Origin of the sequence: Thermithiobacillus tepidarius DSM 3134 (assembly GCF_000423825.1) — a bacterium.
Classification (GTDB): Bacteria; Pseudomonadota; Gammaproteobacteria; order Acidithiobacillales; family Thermithiobacillaceae; genus Thermithiobacillus; species Thermithiobacillus tepidarius.
Genome location: NZ_KE384096.1, coordinates 253,122 through 277,997, shown reverse-complemented (window position 1 = coordinate 277,997; position 24,876 = coordinate 253,122). Strand labels below are relative to the sequence as shown.

The window sequence follows — 24,876 nt, the reverse complement described above, 5'->3', positions numbered from 1 at the left end:
TCTGAGAAATCAGTTAGGTGATCGAGCACGATTTGCCTCAGGCCAGCAGCTCCCAGGCCATGGGCGTGCCGGCCCTGACGTCGGTCTTCACCGACTTGCCCAGCAACACGTCATAGTATTTGGGCGGCAGGCCAAAGCCGGGACGCAGTGCCTTGAGATTGTCCACGGTCAGCGCCTCGCCCGCACGCATGTCCCTGGCCACGTACAGCGAGCGCCGGAAACGCAATGATGACTGCTCCGGCAAGGTAGGACCGTAGCGGACCTCGCCCAGGGCCTGCCAGGCGCGCTCGGTTTCCACTACCAGCGCGCGCATCTCCTCGGGTTCCAGGGAAAAGGCCGCGTCCACGCCGCCATCCGCCCGCGCCAACGTGAAGTGCTTCTCGATGACCGTCGCCCCCAGGGCCACGCTCGCCACCGCCACCCCCACGCCCAAAGTGTGATCGGACAGGCCCACCTGGCACCGGAACAGCTCGCGCATGTGCGGAATGGTGAGAATGTTGGTGTGCTCCGGGGTCGCCGGATAGGTGCTGGTGCACTTGAGCAGGATCAGGTCCCTGCAACCGGCCTCGCGGGCGGCCCGCACGGTTTCATCCAGTTCGGCCACGGTCGCCATGCCGGTGGAGATGATCATCGGCTTGCCGGTTGCCGCGACTTTGCGGATCAGGGGAATGTCCGTGTTCTCGAAAGAGGCGATTTTGTAGGCCGGAACATCGAGTTGTTCCAAAAAATCTAGCGCTGTTGCATCGAAAGGCGTGCTGAAGGCGATCAACCCCAGTTCCCGACAACGTTCGAAAATGGGCTGATGCCACTCCCATGGCGTATAGGCTTCTTGGTAAAGCCTATGCAGGAATTTGCCTTGCCAGAGGCTGTTGGGCTCCGAAATGTAGAATTCACCCTCGGCAAGGTTCAGAGTCATGGTATCAGCTGTGTAAGTCTGGATTTTGAGCGCGTGGGCACCAGCCTGGGCCGCGGCCTCGACGATTGCGAACGCTCGCTCCAAGGATTGATTATGGTTACCGGACATTTCGGCAATGATGAAAGGGCGATGTCCCGGTCCGACGCGATGTTGCCCAATCTGTACTGCAGTGTTCATTTATCCAACCTTTTGCGATAGACGGTCTGTACCGGATCATAGCCTGCGCGCGTGAACAAACGCGTAGAAGCGTGATTGTCTGGCATGATGGCGGCGCTCAGCACTTTCACTTCCGGATGCCAAAGCCGTAACCATGCCTCCCCCTGCGAGAGGACGGCCGTTCCCAAGCCACGCCCGGCCAAACCCGGCACCAGGTAAATGGAAAGCTCGGCTTGCTTGTGCTGGAGATCAAAACGCAAGACTCCGACCGGCTCTCCAGCCGAGGTTTCTGCAATGAGCAGGATCGAGTTCGGGGCAACCAGCACGCTTTCGCACCAGCGCTGATGCGTATCCGCTGCGATAGGCTCAGGATCGAGGGCATGGCGTCGCGTATCAGGATGATTGCGCCACGCCAGTAAGCGCGCACAATCCTGTGCCATAGCTCGACGCATGAACAATCGGGGTGGGCACAACGCCATGGCAACACGATTGACGCCTGAGCCATCCACCAAATGCGCAGCATTGCGCGAAAGCACGCGACAAAGCGCAGAGTTGCCCAATAGTGCAAATAAGTGCTGGGCAAGCCCTTGAGAGGTAGCCACGGAAGCGCGCTCAGGCAGGTAACAAGCGCCCTCCGCCGCCAAAGCCTCCAGCACCGGGCTTTGGTTGTGCGCGACGGGGTACGCCAATGCCGGCAGGCCGAGCGCGCAACGCTCCCAGCTGGTGCCCCCCCCTGCGCCGATGGCCAGATCGGCTTTGGCCATCAATGCGGCCATGCCATCCACTTGCCGGTGAAAGGCCACGCCCGGCATAGCTTCGCATCGTGCCCGGATGCTCGCCTGCTTGGGGTTGCTGGCCCCCACCACCACATCTACGGTCAAGTCCGGACGCTGCAGCATCGCGATGGCATCCAGCGCCTTCATCGTCTCATTGGTGGGATCCGTCCCCCCAAAGGACACCAGGATGCGCCGCACCGTGCCATCGCGGGAGCGCAGATGCCGTCGTGCTTCGGCAAACTCGGGGCGCAGCAGCGCATAATGCGGTCCCAGCAGCTTGCGGCAGTGCGCTGGCACCAGCTGGTCGTAGCGCCGCTCAGGATTTGCGTGCAGATTCTGATCCAGGAGCAGGTCGCAGTCGTGCCGCCGGTCGGCAAGATCATCGATGACCATGATGCGCTGCACATAGGGCCGCAGGCTTTGCTCCCAGCGCGCATCGAGCGCGTAATGGTCGACGACCAGCCAATCGGTGTGCGCCAGCAGAACCCGCGTTTCAGCGGCGTCCCGTTGCCAAGGCACGCCAAGCCAGTGGGCATGTTCGACCCCGTCCTCCTCCCAGCCTTCTGTCGCGTCGGGCGCGGGCAAAATTTCCAGACCAAAGCCCTGGCTGCGGACCAACGTAAAGAGATTGCCCGGCAGATCCCGGCAGACAAAACTGACGTCCGCCCCATGCCCGCGCAATTCGTCCGCCAGCGTGAGGCAGCGCATGACGTGGCCGCTGCCGATCTGGACAGAGGCATCCGTCCGGAATACCACTCTCACGCCCCGGCACCCCCGCTCATCTGCCATGCCTGGAACAGCAGTTCGGCACGGCGCCAGTCTTCTGGTGTGTCGATGTCTTGCACGAGATGTCTCGGCAAGATGACCGGCACCGAGGCCGGCGAAAAGGTCAGCTCGTCGTTCAAGAAGGCCGCAGCCCGCCCCCAGTAGAACTGCCCGGCATCGTGATAGGTCTCTTCGAGATCCTGCGAGCGGGTGAAGATATGCTCGGGGAAAATGGCGCCGACGCCGCCGTCAGGGGTGACGCGCAGGGCCCGCTGGATCGGGAAAGAAAAGCTCGTGACGGAAAAGGCGAAAGACCGGCCCGAGCTCAGCAGTTTGTCGTAGCCTTCCCGCAGATGTTCCGCTTGCAGCAGGGGCGCCGTGGCATAGATGCAGCAGGCGTAATTCACTGCCTGCCCGTGCTGCGCCAACCATTGGATGGCATGTTTCACGACAGCGTTGGTGCCGGTGAAGTCATCGGCGAGCGCCGGCGGGCGCAGGAACGGTATCTCGGCACCGAATGCCTGAGCCACCTGTGCGATTTCCTGGTCGTCGGTCGAGACGATGATCCGGTCGAACAACGCCGAGCGCAGGGCGGCATCGATGGAATGAGCGATGATCGGCTTGCCGGCAAAAGGCTTGATGTTCTTGCGCGGAATGCGCTTGCTGCCGCCGCGCGCCGGGATGATCGCCACCTTCATGCCACGGCCTCGCACAAGGCGGAACACACCCTGTCCTGCTCTTCCGCCCTGAGTTGCGGATAGAGGGGCAGCGTGATCGCGGCGGCGTAATATTTCTCAGCCTGCGGAAAGGCGCCGGGCATGAATCCCAGCTGCCGGTAGTACGGCTGGGTATGAATGGGGATGTAATGGACGTTGACGCCGATGCCGGCCTCCCGCAGGGCCGCGAATACTTCGCGCCGGGTGCGACTGATGGTGTCGAGCCGCAGGCGGATGACGTAGAGATGAAAGGCGGAGTGGGCATCCGGATGCCGCCACGGCGCGATGACCGGCAATCCCGCCAGCAGCACATCGTAGCGCCGGGCAAGCTCATGCCGCCTTTCGACGAAGCCGTCCAGGCGCTGGAGCTGGCTCAACCCCAGTGCGGCCTGGATGTCGGTCAGGCGGTAGTTGAAGCCAAGCTCGATCTGCTCGTAGTACCAGAGCCCCTCCGGCGCTTGGCGCATGGCCTCGGGTTCCCGGCTGATCCCATGGGAACGCAAGCGATGGAGCCGGCGCGCCAGCCCGGAGTCGTTGGTCAGCGCCATGCCGCCTTCACCGGTGGTGATGAGCTTGACTGGATGAAAACTGAAGACCGTGATATCCGCATAGCGGCCGCTGCCGACCCGCTCACCGCGGTAACTGCCGCCAATCGCATGCGAAGCATCTTCGATGATGCGAAAGCCGTAGCGCTCGGCCAGCGCGCGAATGGCGCGCATATCGCAGGCCTGGCCGGCAAAATGCACGGGCACGACGATCTTGGGCAGCCGCCCCTGCTTCTCCGCCAGCGCCAGCTTGTCTTCCAGCGCCTCGACGCTCATGTTGTAGGTGCGCGGATCGATGTCCACGAAGTCCACCGCCGCGCCGCAGTACAGGGCGCAGTTGGCGGAAGCGACAAAGCTGTTCGGCGAGGTCCACAGCATGTCCCCTGGGCCGAGCTCCAGAGCCCGGCAGGCCAAGTGCAGCGCGGCGGTGGCATTGCAGGTGGCCACCGCGAAACCGGCACCGCAGTAGTCCGCCACCGCCTGCTCAAAGCGCTCCACGGCCGGCCCTTGGGTGAGCCAGTCGGAACGCAGCACCTCGATGACGGCCTGGATATCCGTTTCGTTGACGTCCTGGCGGCCGTAGGGAATGGATTTCATGCGGGGCTCAGCTCCCGGGCCGCGCCTGCCCTCGCGGCGGATGCCTTTTCCCGGTCCAGCTCCCGCAACTGCTCCACCGTGAGGAAATGCGGGTTCGTCCCGGAGTTGTATTCGAAGCCCTCGGCCACGGGCACGCCCCGCTCACCCAAGGCATTGAGTTCATAATCTACCTTGTAGGTGAAGGTGATGGTGGGCCGGATGACGTAGTGGTCGTGAAATTCCAGGGTGAGATGGGAGTCGTCCCGCGGGCACATGATTTCATGCAGCTTTTCCCCGGGCCGGATGCCGACGATGCGGGTCGGCAGGCCGGGCGCCAGGGATTCGGCCAAGTCAGTGATGCGCGCGGAAGGAATCTTGGGCACGAAAAGCTCGCCGCCCCACATGCGCTCGAAGTTCTTCAGCACGAAATCGACGCCCTGCTGCAGCGTGATCCAGAAGCGCGTCATGCGCGGATCGGTGATAGGCAGCTCGGCGGCGCCTTCGGCCAGCAGCTTCTTGAAAAACGGCACCACCGAGCCGCGCGATCCCACCACGTTGCCATAGCGGACCACCGCAAAGCGCGTCTTGGACCCGCCGGTGATGTTGTTGGCCGCCACGAAGAGCTTGTCGGAGGCGAGCTTGGTGGCGCCATACAGGTTGACCGGATTGGCCGCCTTGTCCGTGGACAGGGCGATCACCTTCTCGACCTCGCATTCCAGCGCGGCATTGATGACGTTTTCCGCCCCGTGCACATTGGTCTTGATGCATTCCATGGGGTTGTATTCGGCCGCCGGCACCTGCTTGAGCGCGGCGGCATGGATCACGTAGTCGATGCCTTTCATGGCCTGCTTCAGCCGCGGCCCGTCCCGCACATCGCCGATGAAGTAGCGCATTACCGGCGAGTTGAACTCCTGCTGCATTTCGAACTGCTTCAGCTCGTCGCGGGAATACACCACCACGCGCCGGGGACGGTAACGCTCCAGAAGAGTCTGCACGTACAGCCTGCCGAAGGAGCCGGTACCGCCCGTAATCAAAATCGCCTTGTCGTTGAACACCCCTGCCTCCCGAAACCTGCCCGGCCTGTTTCGGCCGCTGTCATTTGATGTAGTTGAACAGGGTCAATCCCTGGATCTGCACGAAGGTTTTCTGCGCCGCCTCCAGCGCCACCTTGCTCTGGTTGAACTGGGTGATGACCTCTGCGTAGTTGACGTCCTGCACGCCTGACAGGGTGGTCTGATACTGGACTTTCAAGGTGTTGTTCGCGCTTTGCGCCGCCCGGGCTTCGGTGAGGCGGACGCCGATGGCGGACTGGGCACTGAGAATGTTGGTCTGCGCCTGATCCAGGTTGCCGATCACCTGGTTCAGCTGCTGGGTGAATCGGGCCTTTTGGGCCGGATCGCTGGTGGGCTGGGACAGGATGTCCCGCAGCTGCGCCAGGGTGGTGAAGACATCCTGGTTCTTCGCCGGAGAGATGGTGAAGCTGTCGCCGTTGGCCGGCTCGCCCTGCAGCTCCACGGCGATGCCCGCCTCCTGGATCTCTACGGACATGCCCGGCGTGTAGGTGCCGCTGGCGACCACGCCCGAGGTGGCGCCGCTGCCGCTGGTGACCATGAAGGTGGTATCCGGGATGCCGCTGGCGAAGGTGATGGTGTAGCTCGTCAGCCCGCTGGTGAGCCTGCTGGTCGCCTTGGCCGGATCGAGGACGCTGCCCATGCCGATGAGGCCCGTGCCGGTATTGCCGCTGGCGGCCACGCTGCTGAAGGTGCCGTTGCCATCCCGGATGCCCATGAACAAAGCCTGGCCGGAATCGGAAACGGGGATGCTGCGGGAGCCGTGGATCTGCACCTCCCGCTGGCCGCTGTCGCCGCTGTAGCTGACCGCCGGCGTGCCGCCGGTCAGGGCAAAGGGCTGGGTGTTGCTCTTGCTGCCGGCGAACAGGTAGTTGCCGTTGCCGTCGCGGGCGTTGGCCAGCTGCAGCAGTTGCGAGAGCTGATTGGTGACCGCGGCGGCGGCATTGCGCCGGGTGTCGTCGTTCTGGGTGCCGTTGCCCATTTGCAGGGCCAGGTTGCGCACCTGCCGCAGGAGATCGCTGACATTCTGCAGCGTGGTGCTTTCCTGGGTGAGCGTGTCGACGGCGCTGGCGGCGTTGCCGGCGTACTTGTCGGCCACGGCGATGCTCTGGGACAGGGCCACCACCCGGGCGCTGCCGGAGGGATCGTCGGCGGGATTCACGATGCGGCGCCCGGTGGCCATCTGCTGGCTCAGCCTATTGAGCTGCTCCTGCTGATTCAGGATGCCGTCCAGGCTGTTGGCGTAAAACTGCGAGGTGCTGATGCGCATGGCTACGCTCCCTTGATGGCCAGGATGCTCTGGAACAGCGTGTCGGCCACCTGAATGACCTTGGCGGAGGCCTGGTAAGCCTGCTGGAAGCGGACCAGGTTGGCGGCCTCCTCATCCAGATTGACGCCGGCCACCGCCTGCTGCGCCTGCTTGACCTGCTGCAACTGGTTGGCCAAGGCCTTGTCGCCGACCTGGGCCTGCTGCCCGTCGGTGCCGATCTGGGTGACCAGTTGCCCGTAGGCGCCGCCGAAGGTGGTGCTGCCGCCCAACAGCGTATTGCGGGTCTGCAGGTTGGCCAGCGCCAGGGCGTTGTGATTCTCGTCGACGCCGGCGCGGGTCAGGGAGAAACTGTCGCCCGAAACCGCCGGCGCGCCGCTGAGCTGCACTTGCCAGTAGGCGTTGCCCGCACCGGCGGGATAAGCCACGCTGATGCTCGTGCCGCCGGGCACGTAAGCACCGGAGGCGATCACGGCGGCCGGGCTGCCGGAGCTGATCTGGAAAGTCGAGCTGCTGGTAAAGGTGACGGTCAGATCCTGGCCGAAGGCGCTGGCCGGCACATTGACATCGCCGCTGGCGGCGACCACGGCCCCGGTGGAGATGCTCACCAGGCCGGTATTGTTGCCCGGATTGGACACATAAGGCGCTGCGGCGGCGATCTTGGCCGGGTCCGTGCTCAGGACGCTGATGGCGCTGGCGGCCCCATGCGTGGGCTGGATCAGGAACTTGTCGCCGTTGTTGGCCGTGCCGGACACGGTGACGGTCAAGCCGTCGAAGCTGAGCGGCCCGCCGCCGCTGGTGAGCACCGTTTGTCCGTCGCTGCTGCGGGTGACCTGCCAGACGCCGCCGCTGTACTCCACCTGGTAATCGGAGGCGCTCAGCTGGCTGACGTCGCTCACCAGTGCGCTCAGGCTGGCGCCGGGATTGCCGTTGTTGCGGTTGGCGTGCACCAGCGGCGTGGGCTCGCTGAACAGGGGGCCACCCAAGGCGCCGTTCAGGTCCAGGCCCAGCCGCTGCTGCGCATTGGTATGGACGGCCACGCCCTCGGCAATGCGTCCCAGGGCGTTGCGCGCGACGTCCAGGCTCTCACTGCGAAAGCGCAGCAGTCCGCCCAGGGCGCCGCCGCTGATGCCGTTGGAGATGACGGCGCCGGTCGATCGGTAGCCGATTTCCAGGCGGGTCGGATCATAGGCATTCGGCACGGCGGCCAGCTCGTAGGCCTTGCTGCCGGCCACCAGCACCTGCCCATTGCCGGTGAACAGGTTCAGGCGTCCATCCGTCTGGCGCACGACGGATATCCCGATCTCTTCGTTGAGCCTGGCGATCAACTGGTCGCGCTGATCCAGGAGATCGTTCGGCACCTGCCCGCTGGCATCGCCCTGCAGCTCGAAAATGCGCTGATTGACCGTGGCGATCTGCTGGCTCAGCGTATTGACGCTCGCCAAGCGCTCCTGGAGCTGGGTATTGACCTCCTGCTCCATCTGGTTCATGCGCCCGTCCAGGGTTTGGAAGCGCGCGGCCAGCACCTGGGCATTGCTGATCAGGGCCTGGCGCTCGGGAATGCCGCTCGGATTGTTGGCCACCGACTGGGCGGCGGTGAAAAAATCGTTCAGCGCCGGGCTCAGGCCCGCCTTGGGATCGGACAGCAGGTTGTTGAGCTGGCTCAATTGGCCGTTCAGGGTGCTGAGGGCGCTGCTGTTGGCCGTGCCCTGCCAGATCTGGTTTTGCAGATAGCTGTCGTAGCTGCGCACGATGCCGTCCGCCTGCACCCCGGTGCCGATGAAGCCGGCCCCGGTGTACTGGGGCAAGCGGGCGCTTTGTTGGACGCTTTGGCGGCTGTAGCCCGGCGTATTGACGTTGCCGATGTTGTGCCCGGTGGTTTGCAGCGCCGTGGTGGCCACGTTCAGGCCGCCCAGGGCGCTGTTGATCATCGCGCCGATGCCCGCCATGTCAGCCGGCTCCGAAGGACTGGCCCGGGCGGCGGCCCGGCGTGCCGTAAGTCGGCTGCTGCGGCTGCTGCTGGGCCAGCGCGCCTTCCAACCCGCGCAGGTGCAGGAGCACCATGTGCTGGTTGCGCTGGTTCATTTCCTGGATGCGCAGGATCAGGTCGGCAAGCCGGGCCATCGCTTGGTTGGCTGCGGCATCCATGGGCGCCGTGGCGATCAGGGCAATCCGCTGACGGCCCAACTGATTGAGCTGTTGCAGGAGTTCCGCGCGGCAAGCCAGGAAGGGCGAGGCAGCGCCCGCCTCACTGCGGGGCAGCCAATGATTTTCCTCCTCCAGCACCTTCAAGAGGGTCGCCGCCGTGGCGGTTTCCGCACTGATGACTTCCATTAATTGTGCTTGCATGCCTTGCCTCCGCACCGCGTCTCGTTCTTCGTAGGCCGCACCGTCGTTCAGAGCGACAGCCCCAGGCTCGCCAGGGTGTCCCGCATCTTCCTGCCGGCGGCGGTGGCCGCCAGCTTGCCCGCGTAGTCGGGGTCGGTCGCGTAGCCGGCCCGCTGAAGCGCCCGGGCGAAGCCGGCGATGTCGTCGCCATGCCCCATGACGCCCTGGTAGCGCTTGTTGCCAAGCAAAAAGCGTGCATAGTCCTGCACGCTCTCTGTCACGCTGCGATAAGCGCGGAAAGCGGCCTGCTCCGCGCGCGCCAAGCCGTTCACGAATTCGGTGGTGCGCGCCTGCACCCGCTCTCCATCCCAGCCCGCGGCCTTGATGCCGAAGAGGTTGAAGCTCGGCCGGCCGTTGCCGTCCAGCGGCATGTTCTTGCCCCAGCCGGTTTCCAGGGCGGCATGGGCCAACACCGCCACCGGGTTGACGCCCAGGGCCCGCGCCGCCTCCTTGGCGGCGGGCAGGATGGCGCGAATGAAGGCTTCGGACCGCGCTTCGCCGGCCGCCGGCGCGACGCTGGAACTGCCAGCAGCGGCCGGCGCCCGGCGCAGCTCGTCCGGCCGCGCTTCGGCAACCGGCTGGGCGGCGGCTCCCGCCGATTGCCGGCTCAGATGGCGCACCAGCATGTCTGCCAGCCCGAAGCCGCGGCCCTGGGCCAGGTTCTGGGCCAGTTGCTGGTCGAGCATGTCGCGATAGAGCTGTCCCTCCTCGCTGCCGGTCAAGCTGTCGCCGGGCGTGGTCTGGCGCATGCTCTTCAGCATCTGCTGGGTAAAGAGCGCCTCGAACTGTTGCGCGGCCTTGCGCAGGGCTTGCGGATCATTGCGCTGGGCGCTGGCCTGAAGCTGCTTGAGCCCTTGGAAGTCCAACGCCGAACGGGCCTCCTGGGCTTTCAGCCCGGCGCTGCCCGTCAGCAGGCGGTCCGCCATCACACCACCTCCAGTTCGGCCTGCAGTGCGCCGGCCAGCTTCATGGCCTGCAGGATGGCGACGAGATCGGTGGGCGTGGCGCCGACCGCGTTGAGGGCGCGTACCACCGTTTCCAGGGTCACGCCCGCCGGGAACAGCATGAGCCGGCCCTTTTCCTCCTTGGTGGCGATGGAGGTGCCCGGCGTCACCACCGTCTGGCCGCGGCCGAAGGGGTTGGGCTGGCTCACCTGCGGCCGCTCGCTGATGGTGACCGACAGATTGCCGTGGGCCACGGCGGCGGGGCGCAGGCGCACGTTTTGGCCGAGCACGACGGTGCCGCTGCGCGCGTCGATGATGACCTTGGCCACCGGCTCGCCGGTCGTGAGGGTGAGGTTTTCCAGGGCGGCGATGAAGTTGACGCGCTCGCCGGGCGCCAGCGGCGCCCGCACCTGGATCTGGCCGGCATTGAGCGCCTGGGCCGTGTCCGGCCCGAAATGCGCGTTGATGGCCTGGGACACGCGATTGGCGGTGGTGAAATCCGGGCTGTTCAGGTCAAGGTTGAGCATGTCGCCCTGGCCCAGTTGGGTGGGCACGGCCTGCTCCACGGTCGCGCCGTTGGGAATGCGCGCCACGCGCGTGCTGTTGACCTGCACGCTGGCGCCGGCGCCAGCGGCGCCATAGCCGCCCACGATCAGGGAGCCCTGGGCCATGGCGTAGACCTGGCCGTTGGCGCCCTTGAGCGGGGTCAGCAGCAGCGTGCCGCCGCGCAGGCTGTTGGCGTTGCCCATGGACGACACGGTGACGTCGATGGTCTGGCCGGGCCGCGCGAAGGGCGGCAGGTTGGCGGTCACGGTGACCGCCGCCACGTTCTTGAGCTGCAGGGTGGTGCCCGCCGGCAGATTGACGCCGAGCTGGGTCAGCATGTTCTTCAGGCTCTGCACGGTGAAGGGCGTCTGCGTGGTCTGGTCGCCGGTGCCGTCCAGGCCGACCACCAGGCCGTAGCCGATGAGCTGGTTGCTGCGCACGCCCTGCAGGGTGGCGATGTCCTTGATGCGCTCCGCCTGCGCGGGCAGCGGCAGCATGCCCAGGAGGACGGCGGCAAAGATCCAGGCCTTTCGCATGTTTACTCCTAGAAGGGCCAGACGTTCATGAAGAAGCGCTGCAGCCAGCCCATGCGCTGGGCCTCGTCGATGCTGCCGCTGCCCCGGTATTCGATGCGTGCATTGGCCACCTGGGTGGACAGCACCGAGTTGTCCGCCGCGATGCTCTCCGGTCGCACCACGCCCGCCAGGCGGATGTACTCCTCGCCCTGGTTGATGCGCACCCGCTTCTCGCCGCTGACCACCAGATTGCCGTTGGCCTGCACCTGCACCACCGTGGCCGTGATCGTGCCGATGAAGCTGTTGCTCTGCGCGCTGCTGCCCTTGCCCTCGAACTTGTTGCTGCTGGAGGCGGACAGGTCGGCGTTGAGGCTGCGGCCGGCCAGCGGCAGCACGGGGGTGGTCAGCGGCAAGCCGAATAGCGCCGAGATCTTGTCGTCCACGCTGCTGCCGCGGCCGACGCTGGTGGAGGCCTGCTTGTTGGCGGCGGCCTTTTCCACGATGTTGATGGTGATCACGTCGCCCACCCGCCGCGCGCGCCGGTCCTCGAAGAGCGCCAGGCTGTTGTCGGCCTGGTAGATGGCGCCGTTGGCGGGCGCCGCTGCCGGCGCCGCCGGCAGCGCCGGAAAGGCGAGCGGCTCCACTGCGCCCTTGGGTGCGCTGGCGCAGGCCCCGAGACCGGCCAGGCAGGTCAGCGCCAGGCCGCGGACAAGGAGGGGGCGCATGGCGGTCATCACAGGTTGTTGTTCACGTACTGCAGCATCTGGTCCGCCGTGTGCACCGCCTTGGAGTTGATCTCGTAGGCGCGCTGGGTGGTGATCATGTTGACCATTTCCTCCACCACGTTCACGTTGCTGGTTTCCAGATAGCCCTGGTTGATGACGCCGGTGCCGTTGGTGCCCGGCTGGTTGGTGGCGGGCGCCCCGGAGGCGCCGGTCTCCTGATACAGGTTGTCGCCGATGCTCTGCAGGCCCGCCGGATTGACGAAGGTTGCCAGTTGCAGGCTGCCCACCTGCACCGGCGCGGCGGTGCCGGGCTGGGTCACCGATACCGTGCCGTCCGTGCCCACCGACACGCTCAGCACATTGGCCGGCAGGGTGATGGCCGGCTGCACCGGATAGCCGCTGGCGGTCACCAGCTGGCCCTGGCTGTCGATCTGGAAGCTGCCGTCGCGGGAATAGGCCAAGGTGCCGTCGGGCATGAGCACCTGGAAGAAACCGTTGCCGTTGATGGCGAGATCCAGGCTGTTGCCGGTCTGGGTCAGATTGCCCTGGGTGTGGATCTTCTCCGTGGCCACCGTGCGCACGCCGGTGCCCATCTGCAGGCCTGACGGCAACATCGTCTGCTGGCTGCTCTGGGAGCCGGCCTGGCGCACGTTCTGGTAGAGCAGATCCTCGAACACCGCGCGCGCCCGCTTGAAGCCGGTGGTGTTCACGTTGGCCAGGTTGTTGGAAATGACGTCCATCTGATGCTGCTGGGCGTCGAGGCCGGTCTTGGCAATCCACAGGGAACGAATCATGCTGCCCTCTCCTTTACGCCGACAGGTTCAGGATCTGCGCCGCCTGGCGGGAATCCTGCTGCGCCGTCTGAATGATCTTGATCTGCGTTTCGAACTGGCGCGCCATGCTGATCATATCCACCATGGCCTGCACCGGATTGACGTTGCTGGCCTCCAGCGAGCCGATCGCCAGGCTGACCCTGGCATCCGCCGGCGCAGGCCCGTTGTTGCCGCGGAACAGGCCGTCACCGCCTTTTTGCAAGGATTGTTCCGGCGGATTCACGAGCTTGATGCGGTCGAAGACCACCCGCGCCGTGGCCGGCTGGCCCTGGGGCACGCCCGAGACCGTGCCGTCGGCGCCGATGCTGACCGACTGCAGGGGCGGCAGATTGATGAGCCCGTTGTTGCCCAGCACGGGATGGCCGTCCGCCGTCTGCAGCACGCCGGTCGGACTGATGAACAGATTGCCGTTGCGGGTGTAGGCCTCCTGGCCGTCCTGCGCCTGCACCGCGAGCCAGCCCGGGCCCTTGACCGCCACGTCCAGCTCCCGCCCGGTGCTCTGCAGCGGTCCCTGCGAGAAGTCGGCGGTGACGCCCTCGGTCACCGCGTAGGCCCGGGTGGGCTGGTTGAGATTGAAGACCGGCAAGGCCCGGGTGACCGCCTGATCGGCGCGAAAGCCGGTGGTGTTGACGTTCGCCAGGTTGTTGGCGCCAATCGCCTGACGCTGCATCAATTCCTTGGCGCCGGTCATGGCTACGTATATGAGTCGATCCATGCTGCCTCCCTAACCGCTTCCAGCCGGACCGTCAGCGCAGCGTCAGCAGCGTCTGCAGCAGCTGGTCTTCGGTCTTGATGGTCTGGGCGTTGGCCTGATAAGTGCGCTGGGCGGTGATCATGTTGACCAGTTCCTCGGTGAGGTCCACGTTGGAAGCCTCCACGGCGCCCGATTGCAGGAGGCCCAGGCTGGAACTGCCCGGCGCGCCGGTCAGGGGATCACCCGACTGGTAGGTCGCCGCCCACAGATTGTGGCCGATGGCCTGCAGGCCGTTGGGATTGCTGAAGTTGGTCAGCGCCACCTGTCCCATCACCCGCGACTGGCCGTTGCTGTAGCGCCCGAAGATGCTGCCGTCGGCACCGATATTCAGGCCCGTCAGGCGGCCGCTGGCATTGCCGTCGGCCGTCAGGGTATTGACGCTGAAAGGCGCGTCATACAGAGAGCTGCTACTGAAGTCGAAGGACAGGGTGCCGGGCGTTGCCCCGCTGTTCCAGGCGGTGATGTTCAGCGTGCCGGAAGCGGCCCCGCTGATGGTGCCGGCGCTGGTGAAGTTCAGCGTGGTCAAGGCGCCGGAGCTGGGCGTGGTCGCGCTGTTGCCGTCATCCATCTGATACATCACCTGCCAGGCCGGCGGCGTGGTCGCGCTGGTGCTGTCCTTGATGAAATACATGGTCACCAGATGGGATACGCCCAGACTGTCGTAGGCGGTGACCGAGGTGGCATGATTGTAGGTGCTCGGATCATTGGCATTGAATGCCGCCGGGTTGAGCGCGGGCGCCGCGGCCGGCAGATTCAGGCCGGCCACCAGATTGGCGGTGCTGGTGGGCGCAATGTCCGCGGTGTCGATGCGCAGATCGCCCAAGGCGCCGGTCACGGCTCCGTTCGCCACCTGATAGCCGGTCAGCCTGGCGTTGCCGTCGTTGACGATGTAGCCGTCCTTGTCCACGCTGAACTGGCCGTTGCGGCTGTAGACCACGGTGCCGTTGTCGTTCATGCGGAAGAAGCCGCCGCCGTTGATGGCCACGTCCAGCGGGTTGTTGGTGACGTCGATGTTGCCCTGGGTGAACTCCGCCGCGATGCGGGACACTTGGGTGCCGATGCCGACCTGGCCCTTGGTGGGCGCCGTGTTGGCGATCGCCGCCGCATAGGCGTCGGCGAAGTGGGCGTTGGACTTCTTGAAACCGACCGTGTTGGCATTGGAAACGTTGTTGCCGATCACGTTCAGATCCGTTGCTGCCGCGTTCAGGCCGCTCAAGCCGGTGCGCAAAGACATATGCTGTTCCCCCCTACATGATTCGTTGGATTTGGCCCAGGGCCACGTTGCCGAGATTGCCTCCCAGCTCCAGTTGCACGCCCTGCTGGGTCATCAACACGCTCTGCACCTTGCCCACGCTGAGCGCCTCCGCGTCGACCGGCTTGCCGCCGCGCAGGGCCTGCACGGCAAAGGTGTAGTCGCCCGGCGGCACCGTGCCGCCCCGGTCGGCGCTGCCGTCCCAGTCGAAGCTGTGCGTGCCCGCCGCCTGCGCGTTCAGGTTCAGGGTCTTGACCACCTGCCCGCTCTGATCCTTGACGGACACCACGACCACCTCCGCCGGCTCCGCCAGGATGAAGCCCGCGCTCGCCGCGCCGGTCCCGTCCAGATTGATCTGATTGCCCGGAATCACCACCCGGTGTCCCATCAACCCGGCCGCCTGCAGATTCTGGCCCGCGCTCAAGGCCTCGCCCAGGCGAGCCATCTCGGCCTGCATCTGCTGCACGCCGGTGGCGGTGCTGAACTGCGCCATCTGGGCGATGAATTCGCCGTTGTCCATGGGATTCAGCGGATTCTGATTGCTCAGCTGGGTGGTCAGCAGCTTGAAGAACTCGTCCTGGCCGAGCGTCTGGGCCTTGGGACTGCCCGCGCCGGCGCCATTGGCCAAGCCCGAGAAAGCATTTGCATTGTTGTTGACGCCGGCGGTGCTCATGGCGGCCTCCCTCACTGTCCGATGGTCAAAGTCTTCAGCAGCATCAGCTTGGCCGCGTTCATCACGTCCGCGTTGGCCTGGTAGGAGCGCGAAGCGGAAATCATGTTGACCATCTCCTCGACCGGATTCACGTTCGGATAGGTCACGTAGCCCTGCGCGTCGGCCACCGGATTGCCGGGATCGTAGACCCGGCGCAGCGGTGCCTGATCCTCCACCACGCCGGCCACGCTCACGCCGGCCACGCCGGCCGGTGCGCCGCCCTGCAGCGGCTGCGCGGCAAAGACCACCTCGCGGGCACGATAAGTCTGGCCGGTGGAGCTGGTCGCGCTGTCGGCATTGGCCAGGTTGCTGGATACCACGTTCAGACGATGGGTCTGGGCCGTCATGCCGGTGCCCGCCACATCGAAGACCTTGAACAGGGACATGCTTATTCTCCTCGAATGGCCGTGAGCAGGGACTTGATCTTCCCGCTCAGGAAGGTGATGCCCGCCTGATACTGGATGGCGTTTTCGGCAAACTTGCTCTGCTCCTCATCCAGATTGACGCTGTTGCCGTCGATGCCCACCTGACTGTCGCGCCGGAACATGGCCTGCGTCCCCAGCGGGTTGAAATGGGCGGCCTGCAGGTGTCGCGGGTGATCCACCGTCAAATTTACGTTGCCGCCCTGCCCTGCCTGGGCCGCGCGCAGGGCCCGGGCGAAGTCCAGGTCCACCGCCTTGTAATTGGGCGTGTCCGCATTGGTGATATTGGCGGCCAGCAGTTGCTGCCGGTAAGTGCGCAGACTGAGAGCCGTATCGTAAAAGCGCAACGCGTCATCCAAACCGTTCTTCATGAGCCGAACCTCGAAGCTGTCTACCCGCCATCCCCAATGCAGGGATCGTGCCACTCGCGCGCCAACAGCAAGTAGCTGAATCTGAAAACACATTCAAAACACCGACAGGACGGCGGCAGCACACGGCGGCAACGCCTTGCCGCTGCGGCAGGGTTGCCGCGGATTCCGGCGGCGGCTGCGGCACGCGCCGTGACAGCCCGCGAACGCCAGCCTGGCGAGTGCCCGGATGCGGCTGCCATGCTCGCCTGCAAACTGCGTCGCCATGGCGACGTTGTCATTTTTTTGACTCCGCGACGACAAGCTCCCAGGGGAAGCGCCGCACCGCACGCGATGCTTGAGCAACCTGCGCGCCAGCAGGCAAAGGGCATGTGTTTTGCATCCGCAAATGGATCGAGAGGAGGGATACAGTATGCATACCCGGAGTCTGGCGCTGCTGATCGGGATGCTATGGGCGGCGAGCCCGGCGGCCGGCGCGGCGACCTGGCACAGCCACGCGGATTTGCTGCAGCGCGTCGAGGATTACGTGCGCAGCCAGAGCACGGCCGCGCCCGGGCGGCTGCGCATCCAGGCCGCGCCGCTCGACTCCCGGCTGCGCCTGCCCCAATGCCGGGACCTGCACCTCGCCACCCTGGGCAGCGGCACTGCCCGCACGGCCCAAACCGTCACCGTCCAATGCCGCGCCCCAAGCCAGTGGACCGTATACGTTCCCGTCAGGCTGCAGCTGCTGGCCCCGGTGCTGGTGGCGAGCCGGCCCTTGGCGGCGGGACAGCGCCTCACGCCGGGGGATCTCGTCGTCGCGGAAAGGGATGTGAGCGCCGCGCCCGCCGGCACCCTGGCCAGCGAGGAGCAGGCAATCGGACAGGAATTGAATACCAGCGTGGCGGCGGGCGTCGCGCTGCGCCGGGACATGCTCAAGCTGCAGGATGCGATCCACCAGGGCCAGGCCGTGGCCCTGGTGGCGGAGAGCAAGGGGCTGCGCCTGACCGCGGAGGGCGTCGCGCTGCAAAACGGCAAGGCCGGACAGTACATCGCCGCCCGCAACAGCAGATCCGGCGTCGTCGTGCGCGGTCTGGTGCAGGAGAACGGCGAGTTGCGGATTCCCTTTTAAAAAGAATATTCTAAAGTTTCAGCGAAACGTGCCGTAAACCATACGAAAAGGAGCGGGCACATGAAAGTCGACAACAACAATCTCCATCCGCTGCAAAGCGGCACCCAAGCCCTCGGCGAGAACCGAAACAGCGCTGCCGGCCAAGCGGCGGCCAAGCTTGCCGCCAGCCAGCGGGAAGACCAGGTGCAACTGTCCGCCGCCGCGCGCGCCTTGCAGGCGCAGACCCAGGCGCCGGTCGATCAGCAACGGGTAAGCGAGATCAAGGCCGCCCTCGCCAGCGGCCAGTACCAAGTGGATGCCGGCGCCGTTGCCCAGAAGATCCTGGCCTACACCCGCATCGCCCAGGCAGACTGACCCGCTCATGTCCGCTCCGACCGCCCACGACACTGCCGCGGCGCACGGTACCGAAAACCACGCCCAGGCCACCGTGCTGGTGCAGGCGCTCGAGCGCGAGACGGAACTGCTGGGCGCCCTGGCCGCCCTCCTGCAACAGGAGCGCGAAGTCCTGCAGGCCGGCAACAGCGATGCCCTGCCCTCCCTGTCCACACAGAAAGCCGAGCTGCTGCGAGCCGTGGCGCACGCGGAAGACGAGCGCCGGCAGCTGATCCGCAGGCTGACCGGCACAAGCTCCACCGAGGATGTGCAGGCCGTCCTCGATCATTTTCCCGCCGAGCAGCAGCTGCTGCGTTCGCGCTGGGAAGCGTTGCTCGACCATGCCCGCCGGGTCCGCGCCCTCAACCAGGAAAACGGCTACATGGTCGAACTCGCGCTCCAGCACGTCCGCGGCGCCCTGGACGTGCTGTGCGGCGATGGCATGAGCAAGACCCGCCTCTACGATCCCCATGGGCAAAGCGCGCCCGTCAGCGCCCACCGGTCCCTGGGCAAAGTCTGACCGTGCTGATCCTGACGCGCAAACGGGGTGAAGCAATCCGCATCGGCGACCAGATTCGCATCGTCATCACCCGGATCGACAGCAACCAGGTCCGCATCGGCATCGAGAGCCCCACCGAACTGCCCATCCTGCGTGAAGAAATCTACGATGCGGTCCGGCGCGACAACCGCGCTGCCCAGAGCGTCGACCTGGGCCAATTGGCCGCCATGCTGAAACGGGATGCCAAGACGCCGCATGAATAACAGCACCACGATCACTACCCGCTTCGGTCCGCTCCACCCGGATGCCTCGAAACAGCTGCAGTGCCTGTCCCCCATTCTGGGCTTCGAGGATCTGCGTCAGTTCATCCTGCTGGACGTGCCGGACTATCGTCCTTTTCTCTGGCTGCAATCGCTGGAAGAACCGGGTTTGGCTTTCGTGCTGACCGAACCGCGTTACTTCGGCCTGCACTATGATTTGGCCGAGTGCGCCCGCCAGCAGAAACTGGCGGTGGAGCAACTGCGCCTGCTGGTGATGGTCATTCTGCCGGAAAATGCGAGCGAATCCATCCGCGCCCACAAGCTCGGTCCGCTCTGGTTCGATGCGGCCCAGCGCAGTTTCGGCCAGTGGGTGATCGATGCCGGCCAGGTCAGGGATGGCGTGCTGGCGGCCGCTGGGGAGCTGGATCAGGAGAGTGGCGGCACGGCGGAACTGCCGTGCATGGTGCTGGCGCCGGCTGGCGGCGCGTCATAGCTTGTCCAGGCGGGACTGGCGCAGGATCTCGCGGTCGCGTTGGATGACGTAGCGCTGGATGGCTGCGCGTGCGGCCGGGGCAGGTTTGAGAAAGCGGCAGCCGATGCGCAGCAGGCTGGCGTCGTTGCGCGTGCGCACGTTGAGCAGCGAGCAGATTTCCACCTCCACCTCGATAGGCGGCTCCTCGGGCAGGGTGAACTGGCAGCGCAAGTTGTCGCCGCGCGCCAGCACTCCCGTTGCCTCCCCTTTCAGCAGCAGGCCCAGACCACCGAGACTGATGTCGAAGAGCTCACCCGCCAGCAGCCGGCCGGAAACCGGCAGCAAGCGCACGGGCACCGGCTCGTGCGCGCTGGGCGGCACCCGAAAGTGCTCGCGGCGCTGCATCTGGTAGAGCTTGCCCGGAAACGGGATCTTGTACACCTCGCCGTAGCGGTCACGGACGAGCGCTTCGACTTGCGCGTCGAAGGCGGTGGCAATGCCCTTGGCCCGCCCGAGGATGCGCAGGCGCTTGCTGGCGCGAAGCTGCTGGTTGCCGGCAGCGGGCACCAGCTCGTCCATGAGAAAGAACTTGCCCGCCGGGTTGACCTCCACGATGGAGGAATTGAAGCCGGCCCCGCCGAGCGGCGCGACCTGCACGCTCAGAACCGCCCGCTCTGCGGCCATGTCCTGCAGGATGGCCCGGATTTGCGCGCCATCCCTGACCAGGTGGTCTTCCGTGAAGAAGCTCTCGCCAAAGCTCGTCTGAGTCACTGTGAACGCCTAAAGCCCGCCGATTCGATGCCTTCCTGTGAGCAATTTGCGTGCCGTTGGTGGATGCAGCCGAGGCCTGCAGCCTGCCTTAGAACAGCGGCCGCAACACGATGGTCTCGTCGCGGTCGGGCCCGGTGGAGATCATGGCGATGGGGAAGCCGGTCAGCTCCTCGATGCGCCGCAGATAGGCGCGGGCGTTGTCCGGCAGCTCGTCCCAGGAGCGCACCCCTTGGGTGCTTTCGCTCCAGCCCGGCATCTCCTCGTAGATGGGCTCGCATACGGAGACTGCCTCGGCGCCGACCGGCAGCTCCTGCTTCTCCACCCCGTCGCAACGGTAGCCGACCCCCAGACGGATGCTGGCCAAACCGTCGAGCACGTCCAGCTTGGTGATGCACAAGCCGGACACGCCGTTCAGCTGGCATGCGGCCCGCAGGGCGACGGCGTCGAACCAGCCGCAGCGCCGCGCCCGACCCGTGGTGGAGCCGAACTCGGCGCCGCGCTCGGCCAGGTAGGCGCCGGTGTCATCGAAGAGCTCGGTGGGAAACGGTCCCGAGCCCACGCGCGTGGTATAGGCCTTGGTGATGCCCAGCACGTAGCGCAGCTGCCCCGGCCCCACCCCGCTGCCGGTGCAGGCGGCGCCGGCGATGGTATTGGAAGAGGTCACGAAGGGATAGGTGCCGTGATCGACATCCAGCAAAGTGCCTTGCGCGCCCTCGAAGAGGATGGTGGCGCCCTGCTGGGACAACTGGTGCAGGCGGGCGGGCACATTGGTCACCATCGGCGCCAGGCGCTCGCTCAGGGCCAGGGTCTGGTCGAAGATCTGCTGAAAGTCCAGGCGCGGCGCCTTGAAGTAGTGCTCCAGGACGAAATTGTGATAATCGAGGACCTCGGCCAGCTTGGCGGCGAAGCGCTCCCGGAAGAAGATGTCGCTCACGCGGATGGCACGGCGAGCCACCTTGTCCTCGTAGGCCGGCCCGATGCCGCGTCCGGTGGTGCCGATTTTGGCCTCGCCCTTGGCGCGCTCGCGGGCAAGATCCAGTTCACGGTGATAGGGCAGGATGAGCGGACAGGCGTCGGAAATGCGCAGCCGCGCCTCGGCGTCCACACCCGCCGCCTTGAGCATGTCCAGTTCCTTGATGAGCGCCTGCGGATCCAATACCACGCCATTGCCGATGACGCACTCGACGCCGGGACGCAGGATGCCGGACGGGATCAGGTGCAGCACGGTCTTCTTGCCCTCGATGACCAGGGTGTGCCCCGCATTGTGACCGCCTTGGAAGCGCACCACCGCATCGCAACGCTCCGTCAGCCAGTCGACGATCTTGCCCTTGCCCTCGTCGCCCCACTGGGTCCCGATTACCACCACGTTTTTGCTCATAAGTTCCTGACCTGAAACGATGTAAAGTATTGCTCCGTAAGGCGCGCCAGCGCTGTCGCCGCTGCCTTACGGCAGCGCCACCACCTGCCAGCGCCCGTCCTGCGGCGCCAGCATGTGTTGGCAGGCGAGCGCCCGGGCCTCCGCCACATCGTCCGTCGTCGAAGCGTTGACCGACTGGATGACGACCCGGCCGGCCCGGCGCAGATCCGCAATGGCCGTTGCGAGGGCCGGATCGCTGCCGCCGGGCGCCCAGATGCGCTCGAGCAGCGAACTTTGCTGCGGCGCGATGAGCTGCTTGAGATCCAGGCTGAAGCCGGTCGCCGGGCGCCCGCGGCCGAAGGCGGCGCCGATGTCGTTGTAGCGGCCGCCGCTGGCCAGCGCCGTGCCGCTGCCGGGCGTGTAAGCGGAGAAGATCGGCCCGGTATGATACCGGTATCCGCGCAGCTCAGCCAGATCGATCTGGATGCGCAGCCCGGCAAAGCGGGCCGCCAACTGGTCGTGGATGTAGCCCAGGCGCTGCAGGCCTTCCTGCACGGGCGCGGGGGCGTCCGGCAACAGGCGCCGGGCCTCGTCAAGCGCCGACCGTTCGCCGCTGAGCTGGAGCAGGGCCACTATCTGCTCCTGCACGGCGCCGGGTGCCGCCAGTGCCTGCAACGCCTCGCGCACGTCTCCCACCGCCCTGCGCTGCATGGCGCGGTAGAGCAGCGTCTCGCCGGCCGGGCTCAGGGGGACATCCCCCAGCAAGGCACGAAACACGCCCACGTGGCCCAGATCCAAGACCAGGTCGCGGACGCCTGCCCGCCGCAGGCTCTCGATCATGAGCGTAGCCACCTCCGCATCGGCGCTGGCGCTGTCCACGCCGAAGAGCTCCGCGCCGACTTGGAACGGGGCACGGCTGCCGCCATAGTGATCCGCCGTGGCGCGCAGCACCGTGCCCGCATAGCAGAGGCGGTTGGGCACGTCGGCATGGAAGCGGTGAGCGTCGATGCGCGCCACCTGCGGCGTCAGATCCGAACGCAGGCCCAGCATGCGCCCCGTTTCCTGGTCCACCAGCTTGAGCGTCTGCAGCTCCAGCTCCTGCCCCACCCCGGTCAGCAGGGTCTCCAGGTGCTCCACCAGCGGCGGGATGACCTGTTGGTAGCCCCAGCAGCGGTAGAGATCGAGCAGCTCGCGCCGCAACGCCTCCAGACGCTCGGCACGGGCCGGCAGGATGTCTTCAAAACCGCTGGGCAGGAGCCAGGGTCGGGGATTCTGGGACATAGGCAACCCTTCAGAATGGAGAAAATGTGATCACGGCGAGCGGCGCCGGGCCGCGATCGCCTACCTGCCCCCTCAGCCCAGGAGGTGGAGCAGCACCACCCCGAGCAGCATGCTTGTCAGGCCGAGCAGGCGCAACTGGCGGTCCGAGGTCTGCTCGGCCAGCAGCAGCAAGGCTTGGCGCATGCCGGCAGGATGGAGAAAATAGGGTGCGCCCTCCAGCACCAGCATCAGAGCCAGCGCCTTGATCAGCAGCTCCACTGCGTCCTACTTGCCGGCACCGCGCAGGAAATTCCTGAAAAACTCGTCGTTGGGATCGAGCACCAGGGTATCATCCTTGCCGATGCTTTGGCGGTAGGCCTGCAGGCGCCGATACAACGAGAAGAACTGCGGGTCGCGGCCGAAGGCCTCGGCGTAGATGCGCGCCGCCTGGGCGTCGCCCTGCCCCTTGATCTCTTCCGCCTTGCGGTAGGCCTCGGCCAGCAGCACCGTGCGCTGGCGATCGGCGTCCGAACGGATCTGCTCGGAAATCTCCGCGCCGCGGGAACGATACTCCTTGGCTTCGCGCGAGCGCTCCGCCTCCATGCGCCGGTACACCGCCTGGCTGACTTCCGCCGGCAGATCCACCCGCATGACGCGCACGTCGATGACGTTGATGCCGAATTCGCGGGCACGCCGGTCGACGGTCCTGATGAGGCTGTCCATCAGGACGCGCCGGTCGCCGCTGACGACCTGCTCGATGGTGCGCCGCCCGAACTCGGCCCGCAACCCCGAGCGGATCAGATCCGCCAGCCGGGCATTGGCATTGTCCACGTTGCGCACCGTCGTGTAAAAGCGCAACGGATCAATGATGCGCCACTCGGCAAAGGAGTCCACCACCACCGATTTCTTCTCGATGGTCAGGTAGGATTCGGGCTGGGCATTGTAGTTCAGCAGGCGGTCATCAAAGTAGAGCACGTTCTGCACGAAGGGGGTTTTGACGTGCAAGCCGGGGCTCTTGATGGTCTCCACCGGACGGCCGAACTGCAGCACCAGGGCCTGCTGGGTCTCGCGCACGGCGAAGAGCGCGGAACTCAGCACCAGCCCGACGAGAGCGAGCGCGATCAAAATGAAGCCGAGTCGGGTATTCATGACTATCTCTCCCCCTGCCTGGCGGCGCCGAAGGCGGGTGTCTGCCCGCCCGCTCCGGATGCAGCCCCCTGCCCCTCGATGCTGTTCAGGGCCCGGTTGGCGGACGTGCCCTGCGGCGCGCTCTCGCTGCGCGGCGCCGGTTCCGCCTTCTGTCCGGCGGTGGCGCGCTCCTGCTCCCGGCTCAGCTTGTCCAGGGGCAGGTAGAACACGTTGTTGCCCCGCTTGCTGTCCACAATGACCTTGTTGGCGTTGCGCAGGATTTCTTCCATGCTCTCCAGGTACAACCGCTCGCGGGTGACGCCGGGCGCCTGCCGGTACTCGCTCAGGATCTGCTTGAAGCGGGAGGCATCGCCCAAGGCTTGGTCGATGGTGCGCTGCCGATAGCCCTCGGCCTCTTCGACCAGGCGTGCCGCCTGGCCGCGCGCCCGCGGAATCACGTCATTGGCGTAGGCTTCGGCCTCGTTGCGGGCCCGCTCCAAATCTTCGCGGGCGCTCACCACGTCGAGGAAGGCCGGCAGGACGGGCTCCGGCGGATGGACTTCCTGCAGGCGCACTGCGTCCACCATCAGACCCAGCTTGTACTGATCGAGAATGCGTTGCATCAGGGCCTGCACCCGCTGTTCGATCACCGCACGGCCCTCGGTCAGCACGTCGTCGATCTTGCTGCGCCCGACCACCTCGCGGATCGATGATTCCGCCACCTGGCGCACCACCGACTCGGGATTGCGGGCATTGAAGAGATACTGGGCCGGGTCGCTGATGCGATACTGGACGGCGAAGCTGATGTCCACGATGTTCTCATCCTGGGTCAGCATCAGCCCCTCGGTCGGCATCTTGCGCCGGGTCTGTCCCATGCTGCGGTAGCCGATTTCGATGCGGCGCACCTCGGTGACCTTGGGCGTGTACACCTCTTCGATGGGGTACGGAAAATGATAGTGCAGGCCAGGCGGCTCGGTCGCGACATGGGCGCCGAAGCGCAGAACCACGCCCTGCTCGTCGGGGCCCACCACGTAGATGCCGGAGGCAAGCCAGAGGACGACCAGGATGCCCCCCAGATAAGGCAGGCCGCTGCTCAGCCTGGGACCTTCCCCGCCACCTCCGCCCCCACCCCGCTTGCCAAAGAGGCCGGAGATCTGGCGGCGCAGCTTTTCGAGCAGCGCATTCAGATCCGTACTGGGTTTGGGCGGGGTACGCCGTCCCCAAGGATTGGGTTCGTTACCCTTATCCGGGTCGCTCCAAGGCATTAAAAGCTCCTTTTCTGGCTCCTCGCGAGTGCTCGAAGGCGAAACCATGCATTTTATGTTGCCGAGCCTGGCCTGGCAATCATCGCGTCATGCGCCCGCCGGGCGGGGCAAAGCAGTTTTCTGGTAAAGCAAAGG

Annotated in this window: 28 protein-coding genes; 5 read left to right on the top strand and 23 right to left on the bottom strand. The window is 65.9% G+C overall.

Annotation, left to right across the window (positions count from 1 at the left end):
- Positions 1 to 37: 37 nt before the first annotated feature.
- Genes pseI through flgB form a run of 17 tightly spaced genes read right to left on the bottom strand, consistent with a single transcriptional unit; the run spans position 38 to position 16,249 of the window.
- Entirely contained in the window at positions 38 to 1,093 is a 1,056-nt protein-coding gene (gene pseI, locus G579_RS0114525; RefSeq protein ID WP_028990750.1) for a pseudaminic acid synthase, read from the bottom strand.
- Positions 1,090 to 2,610, bottom strand: a complete 1,521-nt coding sequence (gene pseG, locus G579_RS0114520) for a UDP-2,4-diacetamido-2,4,6-trideoxy-beta-L-altropyranose hydrolase (protein ID WP_028990749.1) — start codon at positions 2,608 to 2,610, stop codon at positions 1,090 to 1,092. The genes pseI and pseG overlap by 4 nt, the downstream gene beginning before the upstream one ends.
- A complete protein-coding gene (gene pseF / locus G579_RS0114515) occupies positions 2,607 to 3,311 on the bottom strand; it encodes a pseudaminic acid cytidylyltransferase (RefSeq protein ID WP_028990748.1) in 705 nt (234 codons plus the stop codon). Before pseF ends, pseG begins: the two co-directional genes overlap by 4 nt.
- Positions 3,308 to 4,471: a UDP-4-amino-4,6-dideoxy-N-acetyl-beta-L-altrosamine transaminase gene (pseC, locus tag G579_RS0114510; RefSeq protein ID WP_028990747.1), complete on the bottom strand. Its 1,164-nt coding sequence runs from the start codon at positions 4,469 to 4,471 to the stop codon at positions 3,308 to 3,310. Before pseC ends, pseF begins: the two co-directional genes overlap by 4 nt.
- Complete coding sequence (pseB, locus tag G579_RS17890) at positions 4,468 to 5,505, bottom strand: UDP-N-acetylglucosamine 4,6-dehydratase (inverting) (protein ID WP_051181742.1); 1,038 nt, start codon at positions 5,503 to 5,505, stop codon at positions 4,468 to 4,470. The genes pseC and pseB overlap by 4 nt, the downstream gene beginning before the upstream one ends.
- 40 nt (positions 5,506 to 5,545) lie before the next feature.
- Positions 5,546 to 6,790, bottom strand: a complete 1,245-nt coding sequence (gene flgL, locus G579_RS0114500) for a flagellar hook-associated protein FlgL (RefSeq protein ID WP_028990746.1) — start codon at positions 6,788 to 6,790, stop codon at positions 5,546 to 5,548.
- 2 nt (positions 6,791 to 6,792) lie between these two features.
- Positions 6,793 to 8,736, bottom strand: a complete 1,944-nt coding sequence (flgK, locus tag G579_RS0114495) for a flagellar hook-associated protein FlgK (protein ID WP_028990745.1) — start codon at positions 8,734 to 8,736, stop codon at positions 6,793 to 6,795.
- A 1-nt stretch (position 8,737) separates the two neighbouring features.
- The gene (gene flgN / locus G579_RS0114490) at positions 8,738 to 9,136 is read right to left on the bottom strand and encodes a flagellar export chaperone FlgN (protein ID WP_081662830.1); all 399 of its coding nucleotides are present in this window, start codon (positions 9,134 to 9,136) and stop codon (positions 8,738 to 8,740) included.
- Positions 9,137 to 9,183: 47 nt separating this feature from the next.
- Positions 9,184 to 10,101: a flagellar assembly peptidoglycan hydrolase FlgJ gene (flgJ, locus tag G579_RS0114485; RefSeq protein ID WP_028990743.1), complete on the bottom strand. Its 918-nt coding sequence runs from the start codon at positions 10,099 to 10,101 to the stop codon at positions 9,184 to 9,186.
- Positions 10,101 to 11,201 carry a flagellar basal body P-ring protein FlgI gene (locus G579_RS0114480; RefSeq protein ID WP_028990742.1) on the bottom strand — a complete coding sequence of 367 codons (1,101 nt, stop codon included), beginning with the start codon at positions 11,199 to 11,201 and terminating at the stop codon, positions 10,101 to 10,103. Before G579_RS0114480 ends, flgJ begins: the two co-directional genes overlap by 1 nt.
- An 8-nt stretch (positions 11,202 to 11,209) precedes the next feature.
- A complete protein-coding gene (locus G579_RS0114475) occupies positions 11,210 to 11,905 on the bottom strand; it encodes a flagellar basal body L-ring protein FlgH (RefSeq protein WP_211218760.1) in 696 nt (231 codons plus the stop codon).
- 8 nt (positions 11,906 to 11,913) lie between these two features.
- Positions 11,914 to 12,699, bottom strand: coding sequence for a flagellar basal-body rod protein FlgG (flgG, locus tag G579_RS0114470; protein ID WP_028990740.1), 786 nt, complete (start codon positions 12,697 to 12,699; stop codon positions 11,914 to 11,916).
- 13 nt (positions 12,700 to 12,712) lie between these two features.
- Positions 12,713 to 13,453, bottom strand: coding sequence for a flagellar basal-body rod protein FlgF (flgF, locus tag G579_RS0114465; RefSeq protein WP_028990739.1), 741 nt, complete (start codon positions 13,451 to 13,453; stop codon positions 12,713 to 12,715).
- Between the two features lie 31 nt (positions 13,454 to 13,484).
- Positions 13,485 to 14,726 (bottom strand): flagellar hook protein FlgE, encoded by a 1,242-nt coding sequence (gene flgE, locus G579_RS0114460; RefSeq protein ID WP_028990738.1) that lies wholly within the window; start codon positions 14,724 to 14,726, stop codon positions 13,485 to 13,487.
- A 13-nt stretch (positions 14,727 to 14,739) separates the two neighbouring features.
- Positions 14,740 to 15,417 (bottom strand): flagellar hook assembly protein FlgD, encoded by a 678-nt coding sequence (locus G579_RS0114455; protein ID WP_028990737.1) that lies wholly within the window; start codon positions 15,415 to 15,417, stop codon positions 14,740 to 14,742.
- An 11-nt stretch (positions 15,418 to 15,428) separates the two neighbouring features.
- On the bottom strand, positions 15,429 to 15,842 hold the full coding sequence (gene flgC, locus G579_RS0114450) for a flagellar basal body rod protein FlgC (protein ID WP_028990736.1): 414 nt from the start codon (positions 15,840 to 15,842) through the stop codon (positions 15,429 to 15,431).
- 2 nt (positions 15,843 to 15,844) lie between these two features.
- Positions 15,845 to 16,249: a flagellar basal body rod protein FlgB gene (gene flgB / locus G579_RS0114445; RefSeq protein WP_028990735.1), complete on the bottom strand. Its 405-nt coding sequence runs from the start codon at positions 16,247 to 16,249 to the stop codon at positions 15,845 to 15,847.
- Positions 16,250 to 16,658: 409 nt separating this feature from the next.
- On the opposite strand from flgB, the gene flgA reads away from it, so the two are divergent.
- From flgA to fliW, 5 genes are read left to right on the top strand one after another with little or no spacing between them, the layout of a single operon-like run.
- Complete coding sequence (gene flgA / locus G579_RS17885; protein ID WP_051181739.1) at positions 16,659 to 17,357, top strand: flagellar basal body P-ring formation chaperone FlgA; 699 nt, start codon at positions 16,659 to 16,661, stop codon at positions 17,355 to 17,357.
- Positions 17,358 to 17,417: 60 nt separating this feature from the next.
- Positions 17,418 to 17,711, top strand: coding sequence for a flagellar biosynthesis anti-sigma factor FlgM (flgM, locus tag G579_RS17880; protein WP_051181737.1), 294 nt, complete (start codon positions 17,418 to 17,420; stop codon positions 17,709 to 17,711).
- Between the two features lie 7 nt (positions 17,712 to 17,718).
- Positions 17,719 to 18,249: a flagella synthesis protein FlgN gene (locus G579_RS18425; RefSeq protein WP_028990734.1), complete on the top strand. Its 531-nt coding sequence runs from the start codon at positions 17,719 to 17,721 to the stop codon at positions 18,247 to 18,249.
- Positions 18,250 to 18,251: 2 nt separating this feature from the next.
- A complete protein-coding gene (csrA, locus tag G579_RS0114425; protein ID WP_028990733.1) occupies positions 18,252 to 18,491 on the top strand; it encodes a carbon storage regulator CsrA in 240 nt (79 codons plus the stop codon).
- Positions 18,484 to 18,981: a flagellar assembly protein FliW gene (gene fliW, locus G579_RS17870; protein WP_051181736.1), complete on the top strand. Its 498-nt coding sequence runs from the start codon at positions 18,484 to 18,486 to the stop codon at positions 18,979 to 18,981. The genes csrA and fliW overlap by 8 nt, the downstream gene beginning before the upstream one ends.
- On the opposite strand, the gene G579_RS0114415 is transcribed toward fliW, so the two are convergent.
- The 6 genes from G579_RS0114415 to hflK all read right to left on the bottom strand — a co-directional run bounded on the left by G579_RS0114415 (position 18,976) and on the right by hflK (position 24,741).
- Positions 18,976 to 19,731 (bottom strand): flagellar brake protein, encoded by a 756-nt coding sequence (locus G579_RS0114415; RefSeq protein WP_028990732.1) that lies wholly within the window; start codon positions 19,729 to 19,731, stop codon positions 18,976 to 18,978. The two genes, fliW and G579_RS0114415, sit on opposite strands and share 6 nt — an antisense overlap.
- A gap of 88 nt (positions 19,732 to 19,819) precedes the next feature.
- A complete protein-coding gene (locus G579_RS0114410) occupies positions 19,820 to 21,109 on the bottom strand; it encodes an adenylosuccinate synthase (protein ID WP_028990731.1) in 1,290 nt (429 codons plus the stop codon).
- 66 nt (positions 21,110 to 21,175) lie between these two features.
- Positions 21,176 to 22,369, bottom strand: coding sequence for an ATP phosphoribosyltransferase regulatory subunit (locus G579_RS0114405; protein ID WP_028990730.1), 1,194 nt, complete (start codon positions 22,367 to 22,369; stop codon positions 21,176 to 21,178).
- 72 nt (positions 22,370 to 22,441) lie between these two features.
- A complete protein-coding gene (locus G579_RS0114400; RefSeq protein WP_028990729.1) occupies positions 22,442 to 22,627 on the bottom strand; it encodes a DUF2065 domain-containing protein in 186 nt (61 codons plus the stop codon).
- A gap of 6 nt (positions 22,628 to 22,633) precedes the next feature.
- A complete protein-coding gene (gene hflC / locus G579_RS0114395) occupies positions 22,634 to 23,497 on the bottom strand; it encodes a protease modulator HflC (protein WP_028990728.1) in 864 nt (287 codons plus the stop codon).
- 2 nt (positions 23,498 to 23,499) lie between these two features.
- Complete coding sequence (hflK, locus tag G579_RS17865) at positions 23,500 to 24,741, bottom strand: FtsH protease activity modulator HflK (RefSeq protein ID WP_081662826.1); 1,242 nt, start codon at positions 24,739 to 24,741, stop codon at positions 23,500 to 23,502.
- Positions 24,742 to 24,876: the final 135 nt, after the last annotated feature.

Excerpts from the sequence above, each read along its gene's own strand:
- pseI (WP_028990750.1), bottom strand. The coding sequence starts at position 1,093 with ATGAACACTGCAGTACAGATTGGGCAACATCGCGTCGGACCGGGACAT.
- pseF (WP_028990748.1), bottom strand. The coding sequence starts at position 3,311 with ATGAAGGTGGCGATCATCCCGGCGCGCGGCGGCAGCAAGCGCATTCCG.
- pseC (WP_028990747.1), bottom strand. The coding sequence starts at position 4,471 with ATGAAATCCATTCCCTACGGCCGCCAGGACGTCAACGAAACGGATATC.
- flgL (WP_028990746.1), bottom strand. The coding sequence starts at position 6,790 with ATGCGCATCAGCACCTCGCAGTTTTACGCCAACAGCCTGGACGGCATC.
- flgK (WP_028990745.1), bottom strand. The coding sequence starts at position 8,736 with ATGGCGGGCATCGGCGCGATGATCAACAGCGCCCTGGGCGGCCTGAAC.
- flgN (WP_081662830.1), bottom strand. The coding sequence starts at position 9,136 with ATGCAAGCACAATTAATGGAAGTCATCAGTGCGGAAACCGCCACGGCG.
- flgJ (WP_028990743.1), bottom strand. The coding sequence starts at position 10,101 with ATGGCGGACCGCCTGCTGACGGGCAGCGCCGGGCTGAAAGCCCAGGAG.
- G579_RS0114480 (WP_028990742.1), bottom strand. The coding sequence starts at position 11,201 with ATGCGAAAGGCCTGGATCTTTGCCGCCGTCCTCCTGGGCATGCTGCCG.
- G579_RS0114475 (WP_211218760.1), bottom strand. The coding sequence starts at position 11,905 with ATGCGCCCCCTCCTTGTCCGCGGCCTGGCGCTGACCTGCCTGGCCGGT.
- flgG (WP_028990740.1), bottom strand. The coding sequence starts at position 12,699 with ATGATTCGTTCCCTGTGGATTGCCAAGACCGGCCTCGACGCCCAGCAG.
- flgF (WP_028990739.1), bottom strand. The coding sequence starts at position 13,453 with ATGGATCGACTCATATACGTAGCCATGACCGGCGCCAAGGAATTGATG.
- flgE (WP_028990738.1), bottom strand. The coding sequence starts at position 14,726 with ATGTCTTTGCGCACCGGCTTGAGCGGCCTGAACGCGGCAGCAACGGAT.
- G579_RS0114455 (WP_028990737.1), bottom strand. The coding sequence starts at position 15,417 with ATGAGCACCGCCGGCGTCAACAACAATGCAAATGCTTTCTCGGGCTTG.
- flgC (WP_028990736.1), bottom strand. The coding sequence starts at position 15,842 with ATGTCCCTGTTCAAGGTCTTCGATGTGGCGGGCACCGGCATGACGGCC.
- flgB (WP_028990735.1), bottom strand. The coding sequence starts at position 16,249 with ATGAAGAACGGTTTGGATGACGCGTTGCGCTTTTACGATACGGCTCTC.
- flgA (WP_051181739.1), top strand. The coding sequence starts at position 16,659 with ATGCATACCCGGAGTCTGGCGCTGCTGATCGGGATGCTATGGGCGGCG.
- flgM (WP_051181737.1), top strand. The coding sequence starts at position 17,418 with ATGAAAGTCGACAACAACAATCTCCATCCGCTGCAAAGCGGCACCCAA.
- G579_RS18425 (WP_028990734.1), top strand. The coding sequence starts at position 17,719 with ATGTCCGCTCCGACCGCCCACGACACTGCCGCGGCGCACGGTACCGAA.
- fliW (WP_051181736.1), top strand. The coding sequence starts at position 18,484 with ATGAATAACAGCACCACGATCACTACCCGCTTCGGTCCGCTCCACCCG.
- G579_RS0114410 (WP_028990731.1), bottom strand. The coding sequence starts at position 21,109 with ATGAGCAAAAACGTGGTGGTAATCGGGACCCAGTGGGGCGACGAGGGC.
- G579_RS0114405 (WP_028990730.1), bottom strand. The coding sequence starts at position 22,369 with ATGTCCCAGAATCCCCGACCCTGGCTCCTGCCCAGCGGTTTTGAAGAC.
- hflC (WP_028990728.1), bottom strand. The coding sequence starts at position 23,497 with ATGAATACCCGACTCGGCTTCATTTTGATCGCGCTCGCTCTCGTCGGG.
- hflK (WP_081662826.1), bottom strand. The coding sequence starts at position 24,741 with ATGCCTTGGAGCGACCCGGATAAGGGTAACGAACCCAATCCTTGGGGA.